This is a genomic window from Stutzerimonas stutzeri (genome assembly GCF_024448985.1).
GTDB lineage: Bacteria > Pseudomonadota > Gammaproteobacteria > Pseudomonadales > Pseudomonadaceae > Stutzerimonas > Stutzerimonas stutzeri_AP.
Genome location: NZ_JAMOII010000002.1, coordinates 339,543 through 364,141 on the forward strand (window position 1 = coordinate 339,543; position 24,599 = coordinate 364,141).

The 24,599-nt window shown below is 62.0% G+C and carries 25 protein-coding genes; 17 read left to right on the forward strand and 8 right to left on the reverse strand.

The genetic code is table 11. The annotated features are described in order from the left end of the window. The first annotated feature begins 223 nt into the window (after positions 1–223). From NA647_RS04380 to NA647_RS04390, 3 genes are all read left to right on the forward strand, one after another. Positions 224–1,921 carry an OPT/YSL family transporter gene (locus NA647_RS04380; RefSeq protein WP_256056579.1) on the forward strand — a complete coding sequence of 566 codons (1,698 nt, stop codon included), beginning with the start codon at positions 224–226 and terminating at the stop codon, positions 1,919–1,921. Positions 1,922–2,127: 206 nt separating this feature from the next. Further along, positions 2,128–2,496: a hypothetical protein gene (locus NA647_RS04385; RefSeq protein ID WP_256056580.1), complete on the forward strand. Its 369-nt coding sequence runs from the start codon at positions 2,128–2,130 to the stop codon at positions 2,494–2,496. A gap of 128 nt (positions 2,497–2,624) precedes the next feature. Next, positions 2,625–2,909: a hypothetical protein gene (locus NA647_RS04390; RefSeq protein ID WP_256056581.1), complete on the forward strand. Its 285-nt coding sequence runs from the start codon at positions 2,625–2,627 to the stop codon at positions 2,907–2,909. 62 nt (positions 2,910–2,971) lie between these two features. Here NA647_RS04390 and serA read toward each other — a convergent pair whose 3' ends face one another. Beyond that, positions 2,972–4,201, reverse strand: a complete 1,230-nt coding sequence (gene serA / locus NA647_RS04395; RefSeq protein ID WP_256056582.1) for a phosphoglycerate dehydrogenase — start codon at positions 4,199–4,201, stop codon at positions 2,972–2,974. A 197-nt stretch (positions 4,202–4,398) separates the two neighbouring features. Between serA and NA647_RS04400 the strand changes: the two genes are divergently transcribed. The 4 genes from NA647_RS04400 to NA647_RS04415 all read left to right on the forward strand — a co-directional run bounded on the left by NA647_RS04400 (position 4,399) and on the right by NA647_RS04415 (position 8,564). Then, positions 4,399–5,793, forward strand: coding sequence for an FAD-binding oxidoreductase (locus NA647_RS04400; protein WP_256056779.1), 1,395 nt, complete (start codon positions 4,399–4,401; stop codon positions 5,791–5,793). 72 nt (positions 5,794–5,865) lie between these two features. Further along, on the forward strand, positions 5,866–6,531 hold the full coding sequence (locus tag NA647_RS04405) for a fumarylacetoacetate hydrolase family protein (protein WP_256056583.1): 666 nt from the start codon (positions 5,866–5,868) through the stop codon (positions 6,529–6,531). Between the two features lie 104 nt (positions 6,532–6,635). Further along, positions 6,636–7,547, forward strand: a complete 912-nt coding sequence (locus tag NA647_RS04410) for an SdiA-regulated domain-containing protein (protein WP_256056584.1) — start codon at positions 6,636–6,638, stop codon at positions 7,545–7,547. 108 nt (positions 7,548–7,655) lie between these two features. Next, entirely contained in the window at positions 7,656–8,564 is a 909-nt protein-coding gene (locus NA647_RS04415; protein WP_256056585.1) for an SdiA-regulated domain-containing protein, read from the forward strand. A 31-nt stretch (positions 8,565–8,595) separates the two neighbouring features. On the opposite strand, the gene rpiA is transcribed toward NA647_RS04415, so the two are convergent. Further along, positions 8,596–9,267 (reverse strand): ribose-5-phosphate isomerase RpiA, encoded by a 672-nt coding sequence (gene rpiA, locus NA647_RS04420; protein ID WP_256056586.1) that lies wholly within the window; start codon positions 9,265–9,267, stop codon positions 8,596–8,598. Positions 9,268–9,419: 152 nt separating this feature from the next. Between rpiA and ilvA the strand changes: the two genes are divergently transcribed. Genes ilvA through NA647_RS04440 form a run of 4 tightly spaced genes read left to right on the forward strand, consistent with a single transcriptional unit; the run spans position 9,420 to position 13,152 of the window. Beyond that, positions 9,420–10,955, forward strand: a complete 1,536-nt coding sequence (gene ilvA, locus NA647_RS04425) for a threonine ammonia-lyase, biosynthetic (protein WP_256056587.1) — start codon at positions 9,420–9,422, stop codon at positions 10,953–10,955. Between the two features lie 21 nt (positions 10,956–10,976). Then, entirely contained in the window at positions 10,977–11,417 is a 441-nt protein-coding gene (locus NA647_RS04430; protein WP_256056588.1) for a DUF2269 family protein, read from the forward strand. After that, a complete protein-coding gene (locus NA647_RS04435) occupies positions 11,417–12,685 on the forward strand; it encodes an SDR family oxidoreductase (RefSeq protein ID WP_256056589.1) in 1,269 nt (422 codons plus the stop codon). The genes NA647_RS04430 and NA647_RS04435 overlap by 1 nt, the downstream gene beginning before the upstream one ends. After that, positions 12,682–13,152, forward strand: a complete 471-nt coding sequence (locus NA647_RS04440) for a DUF2269 family protein (protein WP_256056590.1) — start codon at positions 12,682–12,684, stop codon at positions 13,150–13,152. The genes NA647_RS04435 and NA647_RS04440 overlap by 4 nt, the downstream gene beginning before the upstream one ends. A 111-nt stretch (positions 13,153–13,263) precedes the next feature. Here NA647_RS04440 and NA647_RS04445 read toward each other — a convergent pair whose 3' ends face one another. After that, on the reverse strand, positions 13,264–13,917 hold the full coding sequence (locus NA647_RS04445) for an HAD family hydrolase (RefSeq protein ID WP_256047664.1): 654 nt from the start codon (positions 13,915–13,917) through the stop codon (positions 13,264–13,266). Between the two features lie 179 nt (positions 13,918–14,096). Between NA647_RS04445 and NA647_RS04450 the strand changes: the two genes are divergently transcribed. Continuing rightward, positions 14,097–14,576, forward strand: coding sequence for an RNA pyrophosphohydrolase (locus NA647_RS04450; RefSeq protein WP_256047665.1), 480 nt, complete (start codon positions 14,097–14,099; stop codon positions 14,574–14,576). Positions 14,577–14,595: 19 nt separating this feature from the next. Then, a complete protein-coding gene (gene ptsP, locus NA647_RS04455) occupies positions 14,596–16,869 on the forward strand; it encodes a phosphoenolpyruvate--protein phosphotransferase (protein WP_256056591.1) in 2,274 nt (757 codons plus the stop codon). A gap of 116 nt (positions 16,870–16,985) precedes the next feature. Here the strand turns inward: ptsP and NA647_RS04460 are convergent, their stop codons facing one another. Then, entirely contained in the window at positions 16,986–17,744 is a 759-nt protein-coding gene (locus NA647_RS04460) for an NRDE family protein (RefSeq protein WP_256056592.1), read from the reverse strand. Between the two features lie 112 nt (positions 17,745–17,856). On the opposite strand from NA647_RS04460, the gene NA647_RS04465 reads away from it, so the two are divergent. The 4 genes from NA647_RS04465 (at position 17,857) to NA647_RS04480 (ending at position 21,212) form a co-directional block, all read left to right on the forward strand. Further along, positions 17,857–18,639, forward strand: a complete 783-nt coding sequence (locus tag NA647_RS04465) for a sulfite exporter TauE/SafE family protein (RefSeq protein ID WP_256056593.1) — start codon at positions 17,857–17,859, stop codon at positions 18,637–18,639. A gap of 10 nt (positions 18,640–18,649) precedes the next feature. Further along, positions 18,650–19,450, forward strand: a complete 801-nt coding sequence (lgt, locus tag NA647_RS04470; RefSeq protein ID WP_256056594.1) for a prolipoprotein diacylglyceryl transferase — start codon at positions 18,650–18,652, stop codon at positions 19,448–19,450. A 105-nt stretch (positions 19,451–19,555) separates the two neighbouring features. Next, on the forward strand, positions 19,556–20,350 hold the full coding sequence (locus NA647_RS04475) for a thymidylate synthase (protein ID WP_256056595.1): 795 nt from the start codon (positions 19,556–19,558) through the stop codon (positions 20,348–20,350). Between the two features lie 91 nt (positions 20,351–20,441). Further along, a complete protein-coding gene (locus NA647_RS04480; RefSeq protein WP_256056596.1) occupies positions 20,442–21,212 on the forward strand; it encodes a ParA family protein in 771 nt (256 codons plus the stop codon). A 1-nt stretch (position 21,213) separates the two neighbouring features. Here NA647_RS04480 and NA647_RS04485 read toward each other — a convergent pair whose 3' ends face one another. From NA647_RS04485 to NA647_RS04500, 4 genes are read right to left on the reverse strand one after another with little or no spacing between them, the layout of a single operon-like run. Beyond that, entirely contained in the window at positions 21,214–22,194 is a 981-nt protein-coding gene (locus NA647_RS04485) for a branched-chain amino acid ABC transporter permease (protein WP_256056597.1), read from the reverse strand. A 1-nt stretch (position 22,195) separates the two neighbouring features. Then, on the reverse strand, positions 22,196–23,083 hold the full coding sequence (locus NA647_RS04490) for a branched-chain amino acid ABC transporter permease (protein WP_256056598.1): 888 nt from the start codon (positions 23,081–23,083) through the stop codon (positions 22,196–22,198). Beyond that, entirely contained in the window at positions 23,083–23,793 is a 711-nt protein-coding gene (locus tag NA647_RS04495; protein ID WP_256047674.1) for an ABC transporter ATP-binding protein, read from the reverse strand. Before NA647_RS04495 ends, NA647_RS04490 begins: the two co-directional genes overlap by 1 nt. Beyond that, positions 23,786–24,598, reverse strand: a complete 813-nt coding sequence (locus NA647_RS04500) for an ABC transporter ATP-binding protein (RefSeq protein WP_423836457.1) — start codon at positions 24,596–24,598, stop codon at positions 23,786–23,788. The genes NA647_RS04495 and NA647_RS04500 overlap by 8 nt, the downstream gene beginning before the upstream one ends. Position 24,599 lies beyond the last annotated feature (1 nt).

Below are 24,599 nucleotides of genomic sequence, written 5' to 3' on the forward strand. Positions count from 1 at the left end.
GTGGGTGAGGTCCGCGTCGTCCATGTTCGATCCTTGGTATGGGCCGTTATGCTGCTGATGAAAAGTTACTAAACGACCGGACAGAAATGCCGAAGTTCAGCGTTCAGGTGGGGATTAGGCTGGCATCTGCATATGAATGACGACAACCCGACAGACGGTTGACGAAACGGCCAGTGGGTTGAATTGACTAAAGTGAGTCAATCACCCATAGGATGGAGTCGGCATGAGCGGACCCACTCGTGAGCTCACGCTCCGCGCTTTGCTAACCGGCTTGCTGCTGGGCGCCGTGCTGACGCCTTCGAATATCTATTCGGGATTGAAGATCGGCTGGTCGTTCAACATGTCGATCATCGCGTTGTTGGTTGGCTTCGCCTTCTGGCAGAGCCTGACGAAGATGCTGGGTCGGCCCGCCTGGACGTTGCACGAGAGCAATATCAACCAGACCACCGCGTCGTCCGCGGCCTCGATCATCTCCAGTGGCCTGGTGGCGCCGATACCGGCTTACACCCTTATCACCGGCCAGCAGTTCGAAACCGTGCCACTGATGGCCTGGGTGTTCTCGGTCAGCTTTCTCGGCATCTGGGTCGCCTGGTATCTGCGGCCGTCGCTGATCGTCGAGTCACAGCTGCGCTTTCCCGAAGGCATGGCGACGCTGGCGACCATGCAGCAGATCTACAGCCATGGAGCCGAAGCGGTGCGGCGTCTGCTGGTTTTGGGGTCGGCCGCGCTGCTGGCGGCCACGGTCAAGCTATTGGACAGCCTGTTTTGGGCATTGCCGCGCTGGGCGCCGAGTGCGCAGTTGGAGCGCCTGACCTTCAGCCTGGAACCATCGCTGCTGCTGGTGGGGTTCGGTGGGATCATAGGGCTACGCGTCGGCTTGTCGCTGCTGCTCGGCGCGGTGATCGCCTGGGGAATGCTCGCGCCGTGGTTGGCCGCGGAAGGCCTGGTGGCGATGCCTGCGGATGCCAGCGGGCCGCAGTTCGCGTTGCTGATCGAGTGGCTGTTGTGGCCGGGGGTCAGCCTGATGGTCTGCGCCACGCTGACCTCGCTCGGGCTGCGCCTGCTGCGTGCGCGCCGGGACTCGGAGCGCCGTCTGCGGCTACGTCGACCGGCTGCGTTGCCGCTGCTCGGACTGGTCGTCGCGGCGGGGCTGGTGATGGTCCTGCAGGTATCGCTGTTTGGCATCCATGTGCTGATGGCTGCATTGTCGATTCCCTTGGCGTTGCTGCTGGCAATGGTGGCGGCGCGGGTGGTCGGTGCGACGGGTATCCCGCCGATCGGCGCCATCGGTCAGCTGTCGCAGCTGAGCTTCGGTGTGATTGCGCCCGGCCAGGTGGCGATCAATCTGATGAGCGCTAACACCGCCGGCGGCGCGGCGGGGCAATGCACGGACCTGCTCAACGACTTCAAGGTGGGTCACGCCATCGGTGCGGCGCCGTCGCGACAGGCGATCGCGCAATGCCTGGGAATATCGGTAGGCAGCCTGGTAGGGGTATTGGCCTACCAGGTGCTGATCCCCGATCCACAGACGATGCTGATCACCGCGGAATGGCCCGCTCCGGCCGTTGCCACCTGGAAGGCGGTAGCCGAAGCGCTGACGGCGGGGTTGGGTTCGATCGGCAGCGATATCCGTTGGGCGATTCTCGTCGGTGCCCTTGCCGGGGTGCTGCTGGGCGCGCTCGAAGGAACGCTGTCGGTCAGGCGTCTGCGTTGGCTGCCGAGTTCTGCGGCGCTGGGTCTTGCGTTCATCATCCCGGCCTCGATTTCGCTGATGATGTCGCTTGGCGCGGTGCTGGCCTGGTTGTTCGCGGCGCGCTGGGGGTCTCTGGCCGAGCGGTTTGTCATCGTCGCGGCAGCCGGATTGGTGGCGGGTGAGAGCATGGCCGGTATTGGCATCTCCTTGGCACAGCTGCTGAGCTGAAGCAGGAGCGCTGCTGCGTTTTCGTGTGGGCTTATCGCAGCGCCGACCGACGGTGATGCCATACATAGCCGACGAACGGTTGCCGGCAGCGAAAGCACTAGCTCGCGCCTTTGCGCCGTTGGAAAGAATTTGTAATGCGCCCGACGCAACCCCTGTGCCTAGTGGGTGCCCGAATAGAGGTAACGCCTCAAAAAAGGAGAGTGCACATGCAAACGAAAAAATTAGCGGCCTTGACCCTGGCCGGTTTGATGTCTACGGCTGTTTTCGCGGCAGGTAATGCTGATCATGACGGCACCACCAGCGGCGAAGGCATGAATGATTCGATGAATGGAACAATGACCGATGACACTCGTCCTGGAATGACCACAGGTACAGGTACAGGTACAGGTACAGGTACAGGTACAGGTACAGGTACAGGCATGGGCACCGATGGAGGATCCGGTGCAGGCACTGGTACCGGCGATACCACAGGTGCCGGTGGCGGCGCAGGTACTGGAACCGGCGCAGGCGGCACGGGCATGGGCACGGGCACAGGCGGGGCCGGCGGTACCGGCGCGGGCGGTGCGGGTAATTGATTTGACCACAACCAGATAAAAAGCCCCGGCCTCCGGCTGGGGCTTTTTGTTTGAAGCAGCGCTGACGCCTATGTTTCGTTGAACCGCTGTCGCGCGAGGCGCCGAGCTGCCCCTTTCAGGAGTGAGCCATGGACCTGCGTATTCCGTTGTTTCTAGCAACCTTGGTATTGGCGTCCGCCGCCGCGGCGACCGGCACCGGTCCAACGCTGCCGGAGAAAAGCCGCGAACACCCGCTGGACAATCGCGAGCCTCGGCAGGATGTCATCGAGCGGCAGGACGAAAGCGAATCCCTGCCGCGACCGCCGACGCTCGACGCTCCGCCGCAAATACAGCCGGTCGAGCCGATCGAACAGCGGCCTCAATCGGATCCCGAGCGCCGCGGAGCCGACACCGGTTCCGCACCGACGAACTGACCGCTGCGCATGAAAAAGGGAGGCCGAAGCCTCCCTCAATATTCACCCGCTGAGCTGCCCGCTTAGAACAGCACGCGGCTGCGGATGGTGCCGTTGACGTGCTGAAGCTTCTCCAGGGCCAGGTCGGAGTATTCCTTGTCTACGTCGATTACCACGTAGCCGACCTTCTCGTTGGTCTGCAGGAACTGGCCGCAGATGTTGATGCCGTTGTCGGCGAAGACCTTGTTGATTTCGCTCATCACGCCCGGGATGTTCCGGTGGATGTGCAGCAGGCGATGCTTGCCCGGGTGCGACGGCAGCGCCACCTCAGGGAAGTTGACCGAAGATACGGATGTACCGTTGTCGCTGTACTTGACCAGCTTCTCCGCCACTTCTAGGCCGATATTCGCCTGGGCTTCGGCAGTGGAACCACCGATGTGCGGCGTGAGGATCACGCGATCCAGGCCACGCAGTGGGCTTTCGAACTCTTCGTCGTTGGACTTGGGTTCGACCGGAAACACGTCGATCGCAGCGCCGATCAGATGCTCGTCCTTGATCGCCGCGGCCAGGTGATCCAGCTCGACCACGGTGCCGCGCGCGGCGTTGATCAGGATGCCGCCCTTCTTCATGGCACGGATTTCCTTTTCGCCAATCATCCATTGAGTGGATGGCAGCTCGGGGACGTGCAGCGAAACGATGTCGGACATGCCTAGCAGTTCGTACAGCGAACCGATCTGAGTGGCGTTGCCCAGCGGCAGCTTGGTGACCACGTCGTAGAAGTACACCTGCATGCCCAGGCTTTCGGCAAGCACCGACAGCTGCGTGCCGATGGATCCGTAGCCGATGATGCCCAGTTTCTTCCCGCGGATTTCGAAGGAGTTGGCCGCCGACTTGATCCAGCCGCCGCGATGGCAGGAGGCGTTCTTCTCGGGGATGCCGCGCAGCAGCAGGATGGCCTGGGCCAGTACCAGTTCGGCCACCGAGCGGGTGTTGGAATAAGGTGCGTTGAACACCGCGATACCGCGCTCGCGGGCGGCATTGAGGTCGACCTGGTTGGTGCCGATGCAGAAGCAGCCGACGGCTATCAGCTTCTTGGCGCAGTCGAAGACCTCTTCGGTGAGCTGGGTGCGCGAGCGGATGCCGATGAAATGGACGTCGGCGATCTTTTCCTTCAGTTCGCTCTCGGACAGCGCAGTCTTCAGATACTCGATATTCGAGTAGCCTGCAGCCTTGAGAGTATCGACAGCGTTCTGGTGCACGCCTTCGAGAAGAAGGAACTTGATCTTGCTCTTGTCGAGAGAGGTCTGGCTCATCTGCGTTAAAACCTTAAGGCCGAGTGATAACTGAAGTGTCCAGCGAGGGCTGGCCGACCCGGTATTGGCGGTGTCGGAAGTCTGCCGAGGCACGTCTTAAAGGGGCTCGTATGCTAGCATACGGCCCCCTCGAAACACCCTATGTCCTGAGCTGAAGCGTACTCAGGGTGACCATGAATCGAATGAGAGTTCACATGATGACCGATGCTGCCCTGATCGATGAGCTGAAGACCCTGGTCGAGCCCGGCAAGGTGTTGATCGATGCCGATTCGCTTAATACCTACGGCAAGGATTGGACCAAGCACTTCGCCCCGGCGCCCTCGGCCATCGTTTTTCCGAAGTCCATCGAGCAGGTGCAAGCCATCGTGCGCTGGGCCAATGAGCGCAAGGTGGCGCTGGTGCCCTCGGGCGGGCGCACCGGGCTGTCCGCGGCGGCCGTGGCGGCCAACGGCGAAGTGGTGGTCTCCTTCGATTACATGAACCAGATCCTGTCGTTCGACGAGATGGACCGCACCGTGGTCTGTCAGCCGGGCGTGATCACCGTGCAGCTGCAGCAGTTCGCTGAGGACAAAGGCCTGTACTACCCGGTGGATTTCGCATCGGCCGGCTCCAGCCAGATCGGTGGCAATATCGGCACCAACGCCGGCGGCATCAAGGTGATTCGCTACGGGATGACCCGCAACTGGGTGGCCGGACTCAAGGTCGTCACCGGCAAGGGCGACCTGCTGGAGCTGAACAAGGACCTGATCAAGAACGCCACCGGCTATGACCTGCGTCAGCTGTTTATCGGCGCCGAGGGGACGCTGGGCTTCGTGGTTGAGGCCACCATGCGCCTGGAGCGTCAGCCGACCAATCTCACTGCGATGGTGCTGGGCACGCCGGACTTCGATTCGATCATGCCAGTGCTGCACGCCTTCCAGGACAAGCTGGACCTGACCGCCTTCGAATTCTTCTCCGACAAGTGCCTGGACAAGATTCTCGGCCGCGGCGATATCCCGGCCCCCTTCGAGACCCGCTCGCCCTTCTATGCGCTGCTGGAGTTCGAGGCCACCACCGACGAGCGTGCCGAGCAGGCGCTGGCGACTTTCGAGCATTGCGTCAATGAGGGCTGGGTGCTCGACGGCGTGATGAGCCAGAGCGAGCAGCAGCTGCAGAACCTATGGAAGCTGCGCGAGTACATCTCCGAGACCATCAGCCATTGGACGCCGTACAAGAACGACATCTCGGTCACCGTTTCCAAAGTGCCGGCCTTCCTTGCCGACATCGATGCCATCGTTACCGGCAACTACCCGGATTTCGAAGTGCTCTGGTACGGTCACATCGGCGACGGCAACCTGCACCTGAACATCCTCAAGCCCGAAGCGCTGTCCAAGGACGAGTTTTTCGACAAGTGTGCTTCGGTCAACAAGTGGGTGTTCGAGACGGTCGAGAAGTACAACGGTTCGATTTCCGCCGAGCATGGCGTCGGCATGACCAAGCGCGACTACCTGGAATACAGCCGTTCGCCGGCAGAAATCGCTTATATGAAGGCGATCAAGGCGGCGTTCGACCCCAACGGCATCATGAACCCCGGCAAGATATTCGCGGTATGAAGTAGGCGGGTGTAACCCGCCAAGGGCATCGGCGGGTAGCACCCGCCCTACGGATCAAAAAAGGATCTCCCCATGACCTACAAGCACCAGTACACCGATGGCACGCCGATCCATTACCCGCTGGGCAAGGTAGTCTGCATCGGCCGCAATTACGCCGAGCATGCCAAGGAACTGAACAATCCGGTGCCTACCGAGCCACTGCTGTTCATCAAGGCCGGTAGTTGCACGGTGCCGCTGGACGGCGGTTTCAGCATCCCGAGCGACCGCGGCGCAGTGCATTACGAAGCGGAAATCGCCGTACTGATTGGCAAGCCGCTGTCGCGCAAGCCCAACGAGGAAGAGGTCCGCGATGCTATCTCCGGCTTCGCTCCGGCGCTGGACCTGACCCTGCGCGACGTGCAGGCGAAGCTCAAGGAAAAGGGCCATCCCTGGGAAATCGCCAAGAGCTTCGACGGTGCCTGCGTGCTGGCGCCGTTCGTGCCGGGCGATGCGGTCCAGGACCTTACCGATATCGGGATCCGGCTGACCATCAACGGCGAGGTTCGTCAGGATGGCAACAGCAACCAGATGCTCAACGCCGTGCTGCCGCTGCTGCAACACATCGCCGGGCATTTCAGCCTGCAACCGGGCGACGTGGTGCTGACCGGCACACCGGTGGGTGTCGGCCCGCTGAATCAGGGCGATCAACTAGTGATCGAGCTCGTCGGGTTGTCTCGCTTCGAGAGCCACGTGCTCTAATCCAATCCGGCCGGATGCGCGCACAGCGTCCGGCCACATTTCCATATCGTCATCTTCCTGGCTCGTGCTGTAATCCGGCGCCTCGTTCTTGTGTCGGTCCGTTCATGCCAGCCAAATCCTCACGCCGTTCCCGCCTGCGCCTGTTCCTTTATGTTCTGCTGGGTTTAACCGTTGCCGCGGTAGTGGTCGCGGGCGTGCTGCTGCATTGGAACGATCAACTGGAACTCTATTGGCAGGAGCAGTTCGTCGATGCAGAACAGCGGGCGGCGAGTGTCTGGCTGCCGGATTACGAACTGGTGCTGGAAACCACCCTGACCGGCCTGGAAGAGGACGAAACTTCGGGCCTGAGCTGGAGCCCCGCTACCGGCACACTGTTCACCGTCACTGGACAGAATCCTCAGCTGGTCGAATTCACGACGAGTGGAGTGATGCTGCGTCGTGTACGGCTGACTGGCTTCTCCGATCCTGAAGCAGTCGAGGTGCTGGGTGACGGCCGGTTGGCCATCGTCGACGAGCGTCGCCGGCTGGTTGCGGTGTTCCAGCTGCAACCAGATGTTGAAGAGCTGGACCTCGGCGATCTGGCGCACTACGACTTGGGTTTTGATGATGCAGGCAACAAGGGATTCGAGGGCTTGGCCTGGAATCCGCATACCCAACGCATGCTGCTTGCGAAGGAGCGCGATCCGCAGGGCCTGTTCGAACTGCCATTCCCTGGTGAGGACGGCGCTGCCGGTGCACTCGAGGCACTGCCCAGTCAGCCACTGTTGGTACGCGACATTTCCTCCGTAGCCATTGACCCGCGTACAGGCCATACCCTGATGCTGTCAGACGAATCGCGCCTGCTCGTTGAGCTCGATTTGCGTAGTCGACCGCGCAGCTTCATCAGTTTGCTCGGTGGTCTCAACGGCCTGGTAGAAGGCATTGATCAGGCCGAAGGCGTGGCCATGGATGAGCGCGGCAATATCTACGTGGTCGGCGAGCCCAACCGCTTCTATATATTCAGCCGCAAGCGGTGACGAGCGGCGCCAACCACTGTCATAGCGGCAAAGGCCGTTTCGCCTGTTAAGGTTCGGATAAGCCTGATGGCGCACACTGGCGGCCCTTTCATTTTGCAGAGCGGCAATATGCGTCGAGCTTTCAAGTTACTTCTAGCCGGGTTTTTCGGCGTGGCCCTGCTGCTGACGATCGCGGCAGGCCTGCATTACCAACTATTTGAACGCGCCTGGTTTCATCTCTCGCAGTGGCAGCAGGCGGGTGAGCGTCCGGCCGCTTCGCTATGGCTGCCGGACTATCGTGCCGTGATACAAGCCAAGCCCGTGCACGGCATTGAGGATGACCTTTCCGCGCTGACCTACGACCCTGACCGCCAGAGCCTGATTGCCGTGACCAACGGAAACCCGCAGCTGATTGAGCTCAGCCTGGAAGGCACGCTGCTGCGGTCGATTCCGTTGAACGGTTTCGGCGATCCGGAGGCAATCGAATACATATCGCGTGGCGTGTACGTGATCGGCGATGAGCGCCTGCAGCGGTTGCTGAGGGTCGAGGTTGACGAACACACTCAGTCGATCAACGCAGCAGACATGCAACAGCTCTCGGTGGGCATCGAGCAGAACGGTAATAAGGGCTTCGAAGGGTTGGCCTATGACCAGGCGGGCAAGCGACTGTTCGTGGCCAAGGAGCGTGACCCGGTGCGAATCTATGAAATTACAGGATTCCCTTTCGGCGATGATGCTCAGCCAATCGTGGTGCACATCAGTGAAGACCGGGAGCGTGACGCCGACCTGTTCGTGAGGGACTTGTCCAGCCTGCATTACGACGAGCGGAGTGGGCACCTGCTGGCGCTTTCGGATGAGTCGCGTCTGGTGGTTGAGCTGGATGTTCGAGGTAAGCCCATCAGCAGCCTGTCGCTAAGTGCGGGCACTGATGGGCTGGCAGAGGATGCCCCACAGGCAGAAGGCCTCGCCATGGGGCCCGACGGCACGCTCTATGTGGTCAGTGAGCCAAACCTGTTCTACCTGTTTCGCAAAGACTAGCCGGCTCAACTGGCCGGCAGATCGAAGGGGCTTAACGCTTGAGTGTCTGCACGCCGTCCTTCGTGCCGAGCAATAGAATATCGGCGGGGCGTGCGGCGAACAGCCCATTGGTAACCACACCGACGATGTTGTTGATCTGCGCTTCGACATCCGGCGCGAAGCCGATCATCAAGTTGTGCACGTCGAGAATGACGTTACCGTTGTCGGTCACTACGCCGTCGCGGTAGACAGGGTCGCCGCCTAGATTGACCAGCTCGCGGGCCACGTGGCTGCGTGCCATGGGGATGACCTCGACCGGCAGCGGGAACTCGCCGAGGCGCTCGACCAACTTGCTGCCATCGGCGATGCAGATGAAGGTTCTGGCCACCGCTGCGACGATTTTCTCGCGGGTCAGGGCTGCACCGCCGCCTTTGATCAGCTCGAGATGGCTGTTGGTTTCATCGGCGCCGTCGATGTAAAACTCGAGTTCGGACACGGAGTTCAGGTCGTAGACCGGGATTCCATGTCCCTTCAGACGCTCGGCCGTTGCATCGGAACTGGCCACGGCACCATCAAAGAATCCCTTGTGCTTGGCCAACAGGTCGATGAAAAAGTTGGCAGTGGAACCGGTGCCGATGCCGACGATGCTGCGGTCGGTGAGCTGCGGGACGATGAGGTCGACGGCGGCCTGGGCGACGGCCTGCTTGAGTTGATCCTGAGTCATGGCGTATGGGTCCGGGCGAAGTGGAATCGAAGGTGCGAAATTATAACGGGGCCTCACCGGTGGGTCTTGTCCGGCGAGACTGTAACGGTGATTTGCGCGCCGATTGCCGGTGGTCGGCGGGTTTTTCGCAGAGTAGACTCGTTGGCCCCGCAATGCCCGCCAAGATAGCCACGATGCTCGAACAATACGTCAAGAAGATCCTCACCTCGCGCGTCTACGACGTCGCCGTGGAAACCCCGTTGCAACCCGCCCGCCAGCTTTCCGAGCGGCTCGGCAACCAGATTCTGCTCAAGCGCGAAGATCTGCAGCCGGTGTTCTCCTTCAAGATTCGTGGCGCCTATAACAAGCTGGCGCAGCTGTCGCCCGAGGAGTTGGCGCGCGGCGTGGTCACCGCCTCTGCTGGCAACCATGCCCAAGGGCTGGCGTTGGCTGCGCGTGAGCTGGGTATCAAGGCGACTATCGTCATGCCACGCACAACGCCGGAGCTCAAAGTACAAGGTGTGCGTGCACGCGGCGGCAAGGTGGTGTTGCACGGCGATGCCTTTCCCGAGGCGCTGGCGCATTCGCTGAAGCTGGTTGAAGAGAAGGGCTACGTCTATATCCACCCCTATGACGATCCGCATGTGATCGCAGGGCAGGGCACCGTGGCGATGGAAATCCTCCGCCAGCATCAGGGGCCGCTGGATGCGGTGTTCGTGCCGGTCGGCGGTGGCGGCCTGATAGCCGGCGTTGCGGCCTACATCAAATATCTGCATCCAGAAACCAAGGTCATCGGTGTCGAGCCGGACGATTCCAACTGCCTGCAACAGGCAATGGCGGCGGGCGAGCGCGTGGTGCTGTCGCAGGTGGGGCTATTCGCCGATGGTGTCGCGGTGGCCCAGATCGGCGAACACTGCTTCGAACTCTGCAAAGACTATGTCGACGAAGTGATCACCGTCAGCACCGATGAGATCTGCGCGGCGATCAAGGACATTTATGATGACACCCGCTCGATCACCGAGCCGGCGGGCGCCCTCGCGGTGGCCGGGATCAAGAAGTACGTCGAGCGCGACGGCGTGACCAAGCAGGTGCTGGTGGGTATCGATTCGGGTGCCAATGTCAACTTCGATCGCTTGCGGCACGTCGCCGAACGCGCCGAGCTGGGCGAAAAGCGCGAGGCTATCATCGCCGTGACCATCCCCGAGCAGCCGGGCAGTTTCAAGGCTTTCTGCGAGGCCCTGGGTAAGCGTCAGATCACCGAATTCAATTACCGCTATCACCAGGATCGCGAGGCGCACATTTTCGTTGGCGTGCAGACGCATCCGGAACACGATCCCCGCGCGGCGCTGGTCGAAGGGCTGCGTGCCAAAGGCTTTCCGGTGCTGGATCTCACCGACAATGAACTGGCCAAGTTGCACACGCGTCACATGGTGGGTGGGCATGCGTCCGGCGTCAGCGACGAGGTGGTGTTCCGCTTCGAATTCCCGGAGCGGCCGGGTGCACTGTTCAACTTTCTCAACAACCTGGGCGGCCGCTGGAACATCTCCATGTTCCATTACCGCAACCACGGCGCAGCTGATGGTCGAGTGGTCGCTGGCCTGCAAGTGCCAGCCGAAGAGCGCCACCTGCTACCGGCCGCGCTGGACAAGATCGGCTACCGCTATTGGGACGAAACAGATAACCCTGCCTATCAACTATTTCTCGGCTAACCAGCCGTACCGCGAGGATTGATGGAACACTATCAACTGCTGAACATCGTCCACGCCGCGCTGGCGATCATCCTGACGCTCGGTCTGGTTGCCCACATCGCGATGCTGTGGAAGGCCTGGCGGCGTGCCGACTCGGCCGTGCTGCAGCAGAAGCTGCGAAGAACGCGCCTGATGTCGCTGCCGCTGCTTGCGGTAATGGCATTGTCGTTGCCGGTGACCGGCTGGTGGCTGGCGCATCTGGCGGGCTTTCCGCTTGGTCAGCTGTGGTTGCTCGCCAGCTCGGTGCTGTTTCTGCTGCTCGTGCCGCTCGGGTTGTTGCTCGGCGGCCGTCTGCGGGCCTGGCAGGGGCTGGGTGATACGCCGGCGCCTGCGTCCCTTCCACGTTTTGCGCTGGTGTATGCCGGCCTGATCCTGCTGATTCTGATCGTCATCATGGGCCTGATGGGGGCCAAGCCGGTCTGATGCGCATCCTGCTGGTGGGTGCCGGCGGCTTCATTGGCCGGCATTTGCTGCGGGCGTTGCATGCCGAAGGCCATCAGCTGTTCGCGACTTCGCGATCGGGGCACGGCGCCGAACTCCCCGGCGTGCGCTGGCTGCCGCTGGAACTCGTCAAACTGTCCAACCAGCCTGAGCATTTCAACTGGCCGGACGGCATCGATCTACTCATCAATGCCAGCGGCGTGCTCAGCGCTGACGCGCATCACCTTAGCGAAGTGCAGGATCGTGGCGTACGTGTGCTGTTCGATCTTGCGGCGCGTAACGGCGCGCGCATTCTTCAGCTGTCCGCGCTGGGTGCGGGAGAGCAGCCGGATGTGCCCTTTCTAGCCAGCAAGGCCGCTGCCGACGACTACCTTCTCTCATTGCAAGCGCCCGCCGTGGTGCTACGGCCTTCGCTGGTGCTTGGCGAGGGCGGGGCGAGCAGCGGCTGGCTGAGTCGTCTTTCGCCCTGGCCGCTGATTCCGTTGCTCGATACCCAGGCGCGGGCGCAGCCGCTGCATGTAGATGATCTTGTCGCAGCAATACTTGGATTGCTGCGCCAGTGGCCTAAACGGGCATGCATCGTACCGCTGGTGGGTCCTGAAACGATGACCCTGCCGCAGTTGATCGATCGGCTGCGTGCGGCCCAGGGCTGGCATCCAGCGCGCTATGTCCAGGTGCCAGCAGTGGTTAGCGGCTTGGGCTCACGGCTCGGTGATCGGCTGGGTTGGCGTGCGCTCAATTGCCAGACGCTGACACTGGCCCAACGCGACAATCTCGCTTCGCCGGACGCAATGAAAACTATCTGTGGCTGCGCTGCGGCGCCTCTGGCGAGCCGGCTGATCGGCTGGCCGCGGCGCGAACAGAGCGTGGCCTTGACGTTGCGTCCGTTGCTGCTCGCGATGTTGGTGCTGATCTGGCTGGGCACCGCGCTGGTTTGCCTCGGCCCGGGCTACGACTGGGGGCTGCGTATCATGGCCGAGATCGGCGTGCGGAGCTGGCAGGCCGCCGCCGCGGTGATCGCCGGTGCTCTGGCCGATGCCGCGCTCGGGGTTGGCCTGCTGCTGCGGCGCTGGCGCCGTCACGCCCTGCGTGCGCAGCTGGCATTGATGCTCGGCTACATGCTGATAATCAGCCTATGGCTGCCACATTACTGGTTCGATCCTTTCGGCGCGGTGGCCAAGAATATCGTGCTGCTGGTCGCTACCTTGTGGCTGCTGTGGACCGAGCCAGTACCGGAGAAACGACGATGAGCCTGTATCTGTTGCTGAAGACGCTGCACATCCTGTCCTCGACGGTACTGTTCGGCACCGGGCTGGGATCGGCGTACTACAGCTGGCGCGCCTGGCGTAGCGGCAAGGTCGAAGTGATCGCCGTGACCTTTCGCCACTTGGTGTTCGCCGACTGGGCGTTCACCGCGACCACGGCAGTCATCCAACCGCTCAGCGGTCTGGCGCTGGTGCACCTGGCCGGTTTCGACCTGACCCAGCCCTGGTTGATGTGGAGCATCGCGCTCTACGTACTGGCCGGCGCCTGCTGGCTGCCGGTGGTGTGGTTGCAGATTCGCGTGCACAAGCTGGCCGAGCAGGCGCTGCGCGACGGCACCCCTCTGCCTGCCGAGGCGTTCCGTTACATGCGCTGGTGGTTCGCCCTCGGCTGGCCGGCGTTCATCTCGTTCGTGGTGATCTTTTACCTGATGGTGGGTAAAGGCGCCCCTTGAAGTCCGTAGGGCCGAATTTACTCGTCCGCGGAGTCGTGCCAGGCCGAACAAGTTCGGCCCTACAGGCTACTCCAAGGACAGTTCCTTCGAGGGCGCAGCGAGCTGAAAGATCTAGCGCAGGCTGATGATGTCCCAGCCGCGCTGCTGCGCGATCTCACGCAGGATCGGATCGGGATCGACCGCAACCGGATGGCTGACCCGCTCGAGCAGCGGAAGGTCGTTGCGCGAATCGCTATAGAAGTAGGCGTCATCCAGGCTCTGGTCGTTTTCCTCAAGCCAGCGTTCGATCCGAGTGACCTTACCCTCCTGGAAGCAGGGCACATCGGTGAGGCGCCCGGTATAGCGACCGTCGGCCATCTCGCATTCGGTGGCCAGTAACGTATCGACGCCCAGCCGCTTGGCGATCGGCCCGGTGATGAAGCGGTTGGTGGCGGTAATGATCACCACCCGATCGCCAGCTTCGTGATGCTGGCGCACCAGGGCCTCGCCCTTGGCCAGCACGATGGGTTCGATATGGTCGCGCATGAATTCGTCATGCCACTGCGCCAACTGCGCCATCTCGCTGCGCCCCAGCAGTTCCTGGCAGAAGTTCTGATACGCCAGCACGTCCAGCTCGCCGGCCAGGTAGTCCTGATAGAAAGCGTCGTTGCGGGCCCGGTAATCGGTAGCGTCGACCAGGTTGCGCTGGCAAAGGAATTCGCCCCAGGCGTGGTCGCTGTCACCGGCCAGCAGGGTGTTGTCGAGATCGAATAGGGCCAGGCGCACGCTGCGTTCCTCAGAGCGATGAAGGGACGCGAAGCATAGCGGGATTGCCCGGCGCATGGCACCCGCAAGGCGTCGAACGGGCCCCGGAGGCGGTTGATGATCGGCATGCTCAGCGCGCTTTCTGCTTATCGTCTTTTTGTGGAACAATGCCGCGACATGCGTTTGCGAGGTTGTATGCCGTGATCGACTCCGATGGTTTTCGCCCCAATGTCGGCATCATCCTGACCAATGATGACGGGCAGGTATTGTGGGCCCGACGGATTAATCAGGACGCCTGGCAATTCCCGCAGGGCGGTATCAATCCGCGCGAGACGCCGGAAGAGGCGCTCTACCGCGAACTCAACGAAGAAGTCGGGCTGGAACAGCAGGATGTGAAGATCCTCGCCTGCACGCGGGGCTGGCTGCGTTATCGTCTGCCGCAACGCTTGGTGCGTACTCATAGCCAGCCGCTGTGCATAGGACAGAAGCAGAAGTGGTTTCTGCTGCGTCTGACCGGTGCCGAGGACCGGGTGCGCATGGACCTGACCGGCAAACCCGAATTCGATGGCTGGCGCTGGGTCAGCTACTGGTATCCACTGGGCCAGGTCGTCACCTTCAAGCGCGAGGTTTACCGTCGCGCCTTAAAAGAACTCGCCCCGCGCCTCCTGGCGCGGGATTGACGGGAGAAAGCCCCTGAGCATGCTCGGCACGCTGCGCAAGATCGTCCAGGAAGTGAATGCCGCCAAGGACCTCAAGGCGGCATTGGGCATTATCGTGCTGAGAGTTCGTGAGGCCATGGGCAGCCAGGTCTGCTCGGTCTATCTGCTCGACCCCGAATCGGGCCGTTTCGTCCTGATGGCCACCGAGGGTCTGAACAAGAAAGCCATCGGCAAGGTCAGCATGGCCCCGAACGAGGGTCTGGTCGGTCTGGTCGGTACCCGTGAGGAACCGCTCAATCTCGAGCACGCCTCCGAACATCCCCGCTACCGCTATTTCGCCGAGACCGGAGAAGAGCGCTACGCCTCGTTCCTCGGTGCACCGATCATCCACCATCGGCGGGTGATGGGCGTACTGGTCATCCAGCAGAAGGAGCGGCGCCTGTTCGATGAGGGTGAGGAAGCCTTCCTCGTCACCATGAGTGCGCAGCTCGCCGGCGTCATTGCTCACGCCGAGGCGACCGGTTCGATCCGCGGCCTCGGTCGGCAGGGCAAGGGCATTCAGGAAACCCGCTTCATCGGCATCCCAGGTGCGCCGGGCGCGGCCGTGGGGACCGCGGTGGTGGTCCTGCCACCGGCCGATCTGGACGTGGTGCCGGACAAGACGATCGATAACATTCCGGCCGAACTCGAGCTGTTCGAAACCGCGCTCGAAGCGGTGCGGACCGATATGCGCGCGCTGTCTGAGAAGCTCGCCACACAGATGCGCAAGGAAGAGCGCGCGCTGTTCGACGTTTACTTGATGATGCTCGACGATTCCGCCCTGGGCGGCGAGGTGACCAAGGTCATTCGCACCGGCCAATGGGCCCAGGGGGCCTTGCGCCAGGTGGTCGGCGATCACGTCGCACGTTTCGAGATGATGGACGACGCCTATTTGCGCGAGCGTGCATCGGATGTCAAAGATATCGGCCGGCGTCTGCTCAGCTACCTGCAGCAGGCACGCCAGCAGACCCTGACCTACCCCGACAAGACGATACTAGTCAGCGAGGAGCTGTCTCCGGCCATGCTAGGCGAAGTGCCGGAAGGCAAGCTGGCGGGCATGGTGTCGGTGCTGGGCTCAAGTAACTCCCATGTCGCCATTCTGGCCCGTGCCATGGGCATTCCGACGGTGATGGGTGCGGTGGACCTGCCGTACTCGAAGGTCGATGGCATCGAGTTGATCATCGACGGCACGCGCGGCGAAATCATCACCAACCCGGCGAAGGTGTTACGCGAGCAATATCTGGTCCTTGCCGAGCAGGAACGCCAGCTTTCCGAAGGCTTGGACATCCTGCGCGAGCTGCCCTGCGAAACCACCGACGGCGTACGCATCCCGCTGTGGGTCAACACCGGTCTGCTGGCCGACGTGGTGCGAGCGCAGGAGCGCGGCGCCGAAGGCGTCGGCCTGTATCGCACCGAAGTGCCCTTCATGATCAAGGAGCGCTTCCCTAGCGAGAAGGAGCAGATGGCGATCTATCGCGAGCAGCTTGAAGCCTTCCACCCGCTGCCGGTGACCATGCGCACCCTGGATATCGGTGGCGACAAAAGCTTGCCGTATTTCCCGATCAAAGAAGAGAACCCCTTCCTCGGCTGGCGCGGCATCCGCGTCACGCTGGATCACCCCGAGATCTTCCTGCTGCAGACCCGGGCGATGCTCAAGGCCAGCGCCGGGCTGAACAACCTTCGCATCCTGCTGCCGATGATCTCCGGCACTCACGAGCTGGAAGAGGCCATGCACCTGATTCACCGTGCCTGGGGCGAGGTGCGCGATGAAGGTACGGACGTCGAGATGCCGCCGATCGGCGTGATGATCGAAGTGCCGGCGGCGGTCTATCTGACGCGCGAGCTGGCGCGTCAGGTGGATTTCCTTTCGGTGGGCTCGAACGACCTGACGCAGTATTTGCTGGCAGTCGACCGCAACAATCCGCGCGTCGCCGATCTCTACGATTATCTGCATCCGGCGGTTTTGGAGGCTTTGCAGCGCATCGTTCGCGAGGCCCACGACGAGGGCAAGCCGGTAAGCATCTGCGGCGAGATGGCCGGCGACCCCGGTGCGGCCATGCTGCTGCTGGCGATGGGTTTCGACAGCCTTTCGATGAACGCCACCAACCTGCCGAAAGTGAAGTGGATGCTGCGCCAGATCAGCTCATCCATGGCCCGCGAGCTGCTGGCCAAGGTGATGGTGATGGACAGCCCGCAGGTGATTCGCGCCACGGTGCAGCTGACCCTGCGTAACCTTGGCCTGGATCGCATGGTCAACCCGTCGGCGGCGATCTAGGTCCTGAATCAGGGTTGGCTGTTCAACCTACCGACGCCTTTACCACCGGCTGCATTACCGCGCCTTGCCTTGCCTTGTACGAAATTCATTCGCCACTCTTGAGGGAACTTCAGACCCTAGCCCAGCAACGGCGGGAGACTGATTCGGCTCTCGCCCAACGCACCGGACGGGCCGAAGCGGCGTTCGATGATGTCCGCCGAGCCATCGGCGCGGCGAATCAGTGCGGTGCTGGCGAGGGTTCCATAATCGGCGCTGGTGATGAACACGCTGGACAGCCTTTTTTCCCATTCGTACGGCACGCCGGTGCTGGGCAGCTCGGCGTCTGTGGCGAGCTGCGAGTCGCTCAATAGCCGTAGCAGATCTTCCGCTTCCGGTGCGCTCAGGCATTCGTGCAGTGCCGAGCGGGCGCGCACCAGTTTCGGCCAGGGTGTGTTCAGCGCCGCGTTGGATAAGCCGTAGACGCCAGCGGACAGCTGTTCCGGTATCCCGGTGTTCGAATTGAGATACCAGAGCTCATGTGCGTCGCCTGCGAGCAGATTGAATCCGGAATAGTGCTGCAGGCTGCCGGCCAGTTCGACCAGGTAAGCCTTCGGCGATAGCTGACCGCGTAAAAAGCGCTCCGGCAACTCGCCCCGTGAGCGCGTTCCGAGAGGTGAGCCAGGCGCCCGAATATTCGTCAGCGCGGCGAAACGACCAGCAGGCCCTACGCCCATCCAGGTACCGCCGGCCTGCAGATCGCGCCCCGCGACGATGTGCGGCGCGTCGTCCCAATAGCCCAGCGGCTGGCTTGGGCGCGCATGAAACTCGTCACGGTTGGCCGCGACGATCAGCGGTAGCGCATGGGTCGGGCGCCAGGCGAATACGATCAGGCACATAGGTTTGCTCAGCTAAAAGCTTGAAGCCATAAGCTTGAAGCCAAGCAGCCCGGATCGGCAACCTGTTCCAGCTTTTCAGCTACCATGCCGCTTTGTTTTTTGGGACGGTCCGATGGAGTTCGTGCTTTATCTGCTGCTTGGCGGATTCGCTGGTGTGCTGGCCGGGCTGTTCGGTGTTGGTGGCGGGATGATCATCGTCCCGGTGCTGGTGTTCAGCTTTACCCTGCAAGGTTTCGATCAGCAGGTACTGACCCATCTGGCCGTCGGCACATCGCTGGCGACGATCATCTTCACTTCGCTGAATTCGATCCTGGCCCACCACCGCAAGGGCGCGGTGCAATGGCCGGTGGTGCTGTGGATGACCCTCGGCATCCTGCTCGGCGCTGCGTTGGGCAGCGTTACTGCCGCCTCGATTCAAGGGCCGATGCTGCAAAAAATCATCGGCGTGTTCGCCATCGCCATGGCGATCCAGATGGCCTTCTCGTTGCAGCCCAAGGCCAGCGCTGGCGTGCCTGGCAAGCCTGGGTTGACGCTGGCGGGCGTGGTGGTTGGCTGGGCTTCGGCGATCTTCGGGATTGGCGGGGGCTCACTGACAGTGCCCTTCCTCAGCTGGCGCAGCGTACCGATGCAGCAGGCGGTCGCGACGTCCGCGGCCTGCGGTTTGCCCATCGCCCTCGTCGGTGCGTTGAGTTTTGTAGTGGTCGGCTGGCAGGATGCGCATCTGCCGGAATGGAGCTTCGGTTTCGTCTATCTGCCGGCAATGGTGGGTATCGCGATAACCAGCATGTTTTTCGCCCGCATCGGTGCGCAGCTGGCGCATCGGCTGTCGGCGCCGATGCTCAGGCGCCTGTTTGCGCTGTTGCTGCTTTGCGTTGGTATCAACTTCTTGATCTGAGGAAACCCGGATGTTGCCTTATCCGCAGATAGACCCAGTAGCTGTCTCGCTCGGACCGCTGCAGATTCACTGGTACGGCCTGATGTACCTAATCGGCATTGGCGGCGCCTGGCTGCTCGCGTCGCGCCGGCTGCATCGTTTCGACTCCAGCTGGAACAAGGACAAACTCTCCGATCTCGTCTTCTGGGTCGCCATGGGCGTGATCGTCGGCGGGCGGCTGGGCTACGTGCTGTTCTACGATCTGGCAGCCTACCTCAACGACCCGAGTTTGATCCTGCAGGTCTGGAAGGGCGGCATGTCGTTCCATGGCGGCCTGATCGGCGTGTTGCTGTGCACCTGGATCTTCGCGCGGCGTAACGGCAAAAGCTTTTTCCAGCTGATGGATTTCATCGCACCCTTTGTACCGATCGGCCTGGGCGCGGGGCGCATTGGCAACTTCATCAATGCCGAGTTGTGGGGCAAGGCGACGGATGTGCCTTGGGCGATGGTGTTCCCCACCGATCCGCAGCAACTCGCGCGGCATCCCTCGCAGCTCTACCAATTCGCGCTGGAAGGCGTGGCGCTGTTCGTCATTCTGTGGATTTACTCGAGCAAGCCGCGCCCGACCATGGCGGTGTCCGGGCTGTTCGCGGTGTGCTATGGCATCTTCCGCTTCATCGTCGAATTCGTGCGAGTGCCCGATGCACAACTCGGCTACCTGGCCTTCGGCTGGTTGACCATGGGGCAGGTGCTGTGTGTGCCGATGGTGCTGATCGGCCTCGGCATGATCGCATGGGGCTACCGCAGCGCCCCGGCCAAGGCATCGGCCTGAGCCACGCGCCCGGCTTGTCGCCAAGCGCGAGACAAGCCGGGCGCGGGCTCTTACTATTCACAGGTTTCCTTTCACCGCGCCTCGGCGCCCGCTTCGAGCCCATCGATGAAACAGTATCTCGACCTGATGCGCCATGTGCGCGAGAACGGCACTTTCAAGAGCGATCGCACCGGCACCGGCACCTACAGCGTGTTCGGCTACCAGATGCGCTTCGACCTGGACGATGGTTTCCCGCTGGTGACCACCAAGAAGTGCCACCTCAAATCCATCATTCATGAGCTGCTGTGGTTCCTTCAGGGCGATACCAACGTGCGCTATCTGCAGGAAAACGGCGTGCGCATCTGGGACGAATGGGCCAACGAGAATGGCGAACTCGGACCGGTCTACGGCTATCAGTGGCGTAACTGGCCGGCGCCCAATGGGGAATCGGTCGACCAGATCGCCAAGCTGATCGAGATGATCAAGAGCAATCCAGACTCCCGCCGCCTGATCGTATCGGCCTGGAACCCCGCGTTGGTCGACCAGATGGCGCTGCCGCCGTGCCATGCGCTGTTCCAGTTCTACGTCGCTGACGGCAAGCTCAGCTGCCAGCTGTACCAGCGCTCGGCGGACATCTTCCTCGGCGTGCCCTTCAACATCGCCAGCTATGCGCTGCTGACGCTGATGGTGGCGCAGGTCTGCGACTTGCAGCCGGGCGAGTTCATCTGGAGTGGTGGCGACTGCCATCTGTACGCCAATCATCTGGAACAGGCCGATTTGCAGCTGACGCGTGAGCCGCTGCCGCTGCCGACAATGAAGCTCAATCCCGAGGTCAAGGACCTGTTCGCCTTCCGTTTCGAGGATTTTGAACTGGTCGGCTATGAAGCGCATCCGCACATCAAGGCGCCCGTGGCGGTTTGATATCGGACTTTGGTCGGGTTCTTCGTGGGCGATAACCTGACTGTCACATTTGCGCTATAGACTCGACCGATTGTGTTTCGGGAGGTCGGGCATGCGCAGGGTAGTGTTCAATCAGAAAGGCGGTGTTGGTAAGTCCAGCATTGCCTGCAATCTCGCGGCGGTGAGCGCGGCCGAGGGTTATCGCACCTTGCTGGTGGACCTCGATGCCCAGGCTAACTCCAGCCATTACCTCAGCGGATTGGCGGGGGGCGATCTGCCCACCGGCATCGCCGACTACTTCAAACAGATACTCGCCGGTGGCGCAGCGGGCAAAAAGGCGCGGCCGCCGATCAGCGAGACCCGCTTCGATAATCTGCATCTGGTCGGCGCCACCGCCGAGTTGGCGGATCTGCAACCGAAGCTCGAAGCCAAGCACAAGATCAACAAGCTACGAAAGCTGCTGGAAAGCCTCTCAGAAGAATACGAGCGGATCTATATCGATACGCCGCCTGCCCTCAATTTTTTTACGGTATCGGCATTGATCGCGGCGGACCGTTGCCTGATTCCGTTCGACTGCGACAGCTTTTCTCGCCAGGCGCTGTACAGCCTGCTCGACGAAATCGACGATCTACAGGAAGACCACAACGAGGGGCTGCAAGTCGAGGGCATCGTGGTCAATCAGTTTCAGCCGCGGGCGGCGCTGCCGCAGCAGATGATCGACGAGCTGCTGGCGGACGGTTTGCCGGTGCTGCCGGTGCATCTGATGAGTTCGGTGCGGATGCGTGAGTCGCATCAGGTCTGCGTGCCGCTGATTCATTTCGATCCGCGGCACAAGCTGACCCAGCAGTTCGTCGCGCTGCATGCGCATCTGGAAGGTCACTGATTCACTCGTCGCGCGAACCTTCGATCTTGCGTCCCAGCCGGGAAGCGTAGAGCTCGCCAATGATGCCGCGGCGGAAGATCAGCACACAGACCATGAAGATGATCCCGGTTACCAGCGTGACCGGCAGCTCCGAGGTCGCGAAATAGTTGCCCAGCGTAGTCACCAGCGCGGCGCCGAATACCGGGCCGACCAGCGTGCCGATGCCGCCGAGCAGCGTCATCAGCACCACTTCACCGGACATCTGCCAACTGACATCGGTGAGGGTGGCGAACTGGAACACCAGCGCCTTCAACCCGCCGGCCAGCCCGGCCAGCGCCGCCGACATGACGAAGGCGCCGAGCTTGTAGCGGGACACCGAATAGCCCAGGGAAATGGCGCGGTTTTCGTTCTCGCGAATCGACTTGAGGATCATGCCGTAGGGCGAGTTGATGATGCGCCAGATCGCCAACAACCCCAGCAGAAACACCGCCAGCACGAAGAAGTACATGCTCAGCGGCTCTTTCAGATCGATCAGGCCGAACAGGTGGCCGCGCGGAATGCCCTGGATGCCGTCTTCGCCGTGGGTGAAGGGCGCCTGCAGGCAAAAGAAGAAGAACATCTGCGACAGCGCCAGGGTGATCATCGTCGAGTAGATGCCTTGCCGGCGGATCGCCAGAAAGCCGATCACCAAGCCCAGAAACGCGGCGCCGACCACGCCGACCAAGATGCCCAGTTCCGGCGTCAGGCCCCATTCCTTGACCGCATGGGCGGTGAAATAGGCGGCGCCGCCGAAGAACGCGGCATGGCCGAACGAGAGAATGCCGGTGTAACCGAGCAGCAGATTGAACGCGCAGGCGAACAGGGCGAAGCACATCACCTTCATCAGGAACACGGGGTAGAAATACAGCGGCGCCAGTACCAGCGCGACGATGCCGAGCAGGATCAGAATCCTTTCCGGATTCCAATGCTTTCGCTTTGCTGCGGACGTTGCGGTCGCTTGCATATCAGCCATCCCTTCCCATCAGGCCCGCGGGGCGCATCAGCAGCACGATCGCCATGACCACGAAAATCACGATGTTGGAGGCCTCTGGGTAGAACACCTTGGTCAGCCCCTCGAGGATGCCGAGCAGGTAGCCGGTGATGATCGCGCCGAGGATCGAGCCCATGCCGCCCACCACCACCACCGCGAACACCACGATGATCAGGTTTGAGCCCATCAGCGGGCTGACCTGGTAGATCGGCGCCGCGAGAATTCCGGCCAGCCCCGCTAGTCCGGCGCCCAGCCCGTAGGTGAAGGTCAGCAGCAGCGGCACGTTGATGCCGAAGGTGCGCACCAGTGTCGGGTTCTCGGTCGCCGCGCGCAGATAGGCGCCGAGTTTGGTTTTTTCGATCAGCAGCCAGGTACCCAGGCAGATCAGCAGCGAGGCCAGCACGACCCAGGCGCGGTACTTGGGCAGGAACATGAAGCCGAGGTTGTAGCCGCCCGACAGCAGGCTCGGCACCCCATAGGGCTGGCCGGACGAGCCGTAGTAGTAGCGGAACGCGCCCTCCAGTGCGAGGGCCAGGCCGAAGGTGAACAGCAGGCCGTAGAGATGATCGAGGTTGTACAGGCGCGATAGCGCCAGCCGCTCGACCGCCGCGCCGACCAGGCCGACGATCAGCGGTGCCAGGATCAGCGCCGGCCAATAACCGATGCCCAGTACCGCCAGCAGCAGATAACCGGCGAAGGCGCCCATCATGTACTGCGCGCCGTGGGCGAAGTTGATCACCTTGATCAGGCCGAAGATGATCGCCAGGCCAAGGCTGAGCATGGCGTAGAACGATCCGTTGATCAGGCCGATCAGCAATTGCCCGAGAAAGGCCTGAATGGGTACGCCGAAGATCTCGGTCATCAGACCCCCAGGGTTTCGTTGAGTATCGTCATGCGATCGGGTAGCTCGCTGACATGGAAGTTGTCGACGATCTTTCCGTGATCGACGAGATAGAAGCGGTCGGCGACCTTGCTGGCGAAACGGAAGTTCTGTTCCACCAGCAGGATGGTCATGCCGCGCTGCTTGAGGGTCAGCAGGACGTCGCCGATGCGCTGGACGATCACCGGTGCCAAGCCTTCGGTGGGTTCGTCGAGCAGCAGCAGTTTGGTTCCGGTACGCAGGATTCGCGCGATGGCCAGCATCTGCTGTTCACCACCCGAAAGCTTGGTCCCGGCGCTATGGCGGCGTTCCTTGAGATTGGGGAACAGCTCGTAGATTTCGCCGACGCTCATGCCGCCCTGGGCGATGATTGGCGGCAGGGTGAGATTTTCCTCGACCGTCAGGGTGGCAAAGATGCCGCGTTCTTCCGGCACGAAGCCCATCCCGGTATGAGCGGTTCGGTGCAGCGGCACGCGCATCATGTCTCGGCCATCGAACTGAATCGTTCCGGTCCGTTTGCGGATGATGCCCATAATCGAACGCAGCGCCGTAGTCTTGCCGACACCGTTGCGGCCAAGCAGCGTCACGGTCTCGCCCTGATGCACGTCCAGGTCGATGCCGTGCAGGGCATGGCTTTCGCCATACCAGGCGTTCAGTTCGCGAACGCTCAGCAGTGGGGTCGCCTCACTCATCTTCGGTCCCCATATAGGCTTCGCGGACGCGCGGGTCTTGGCTCACGCTGCGGTAATCGCCCGAGGTGAGGATTTCCCCGCGCTGCAAGACGGTGACCTGATCGCAGAGGTCGGCGACGACTTTCAAGTTGTGTTCGACCATTAGCACGGCGCGGTCGCGGGCGACCTCACGGATCAGGTCGGACACCGTATGCACGTCTTCGTGGCCCATGCCGGCCATGGGTTCATCGAGCAGCAGCACCTTCGGCTCCAGCGCCAGGGTCGTGGCGATTTCCAGCACGCGCTTGCGCCCGTAGGAAAGATCCGCGGCGGGTCTGTTGCATGCATCCTGCAGGCCGACCGACTCGATCAGCGCCATGGCGCGCTCGTTCAGCCGGTTCAACGAGCGCAGCGGCAACCAGAACTGAGTGGCCAGTCCGCCGGGCCGTTGCAGCGCCACGCGGACGTTCTCCAGTACGCTCAGATGCGGAAACACCGCGGATATCTGAAAAGATCGTACCAGTCCCATACGGGCCACCTTGGCCGGGTCGGTGCGAGTGATGTCCTGGTCGAGCAGCCTGATGCGGCCGCTCGATGGCTGCAGAAACTTGGTCAACAGATTGAATACCGTCGTCTTGCCCGCGCCGTTGGGACCGATCAGCGCGTGGACCCGGGCGTGATGGACGTCCAGATCGACATTGTTCACCGCCACGAACCCACCGAAATCGCGGCGCAACCCACGCGCCGACAGCACGACGCGCGGCTGGTCGTCGACGCCCGGGGAAGCCACGGCTTCCCCGGCTGCGTTGCCCATGCTGGCCGCCATG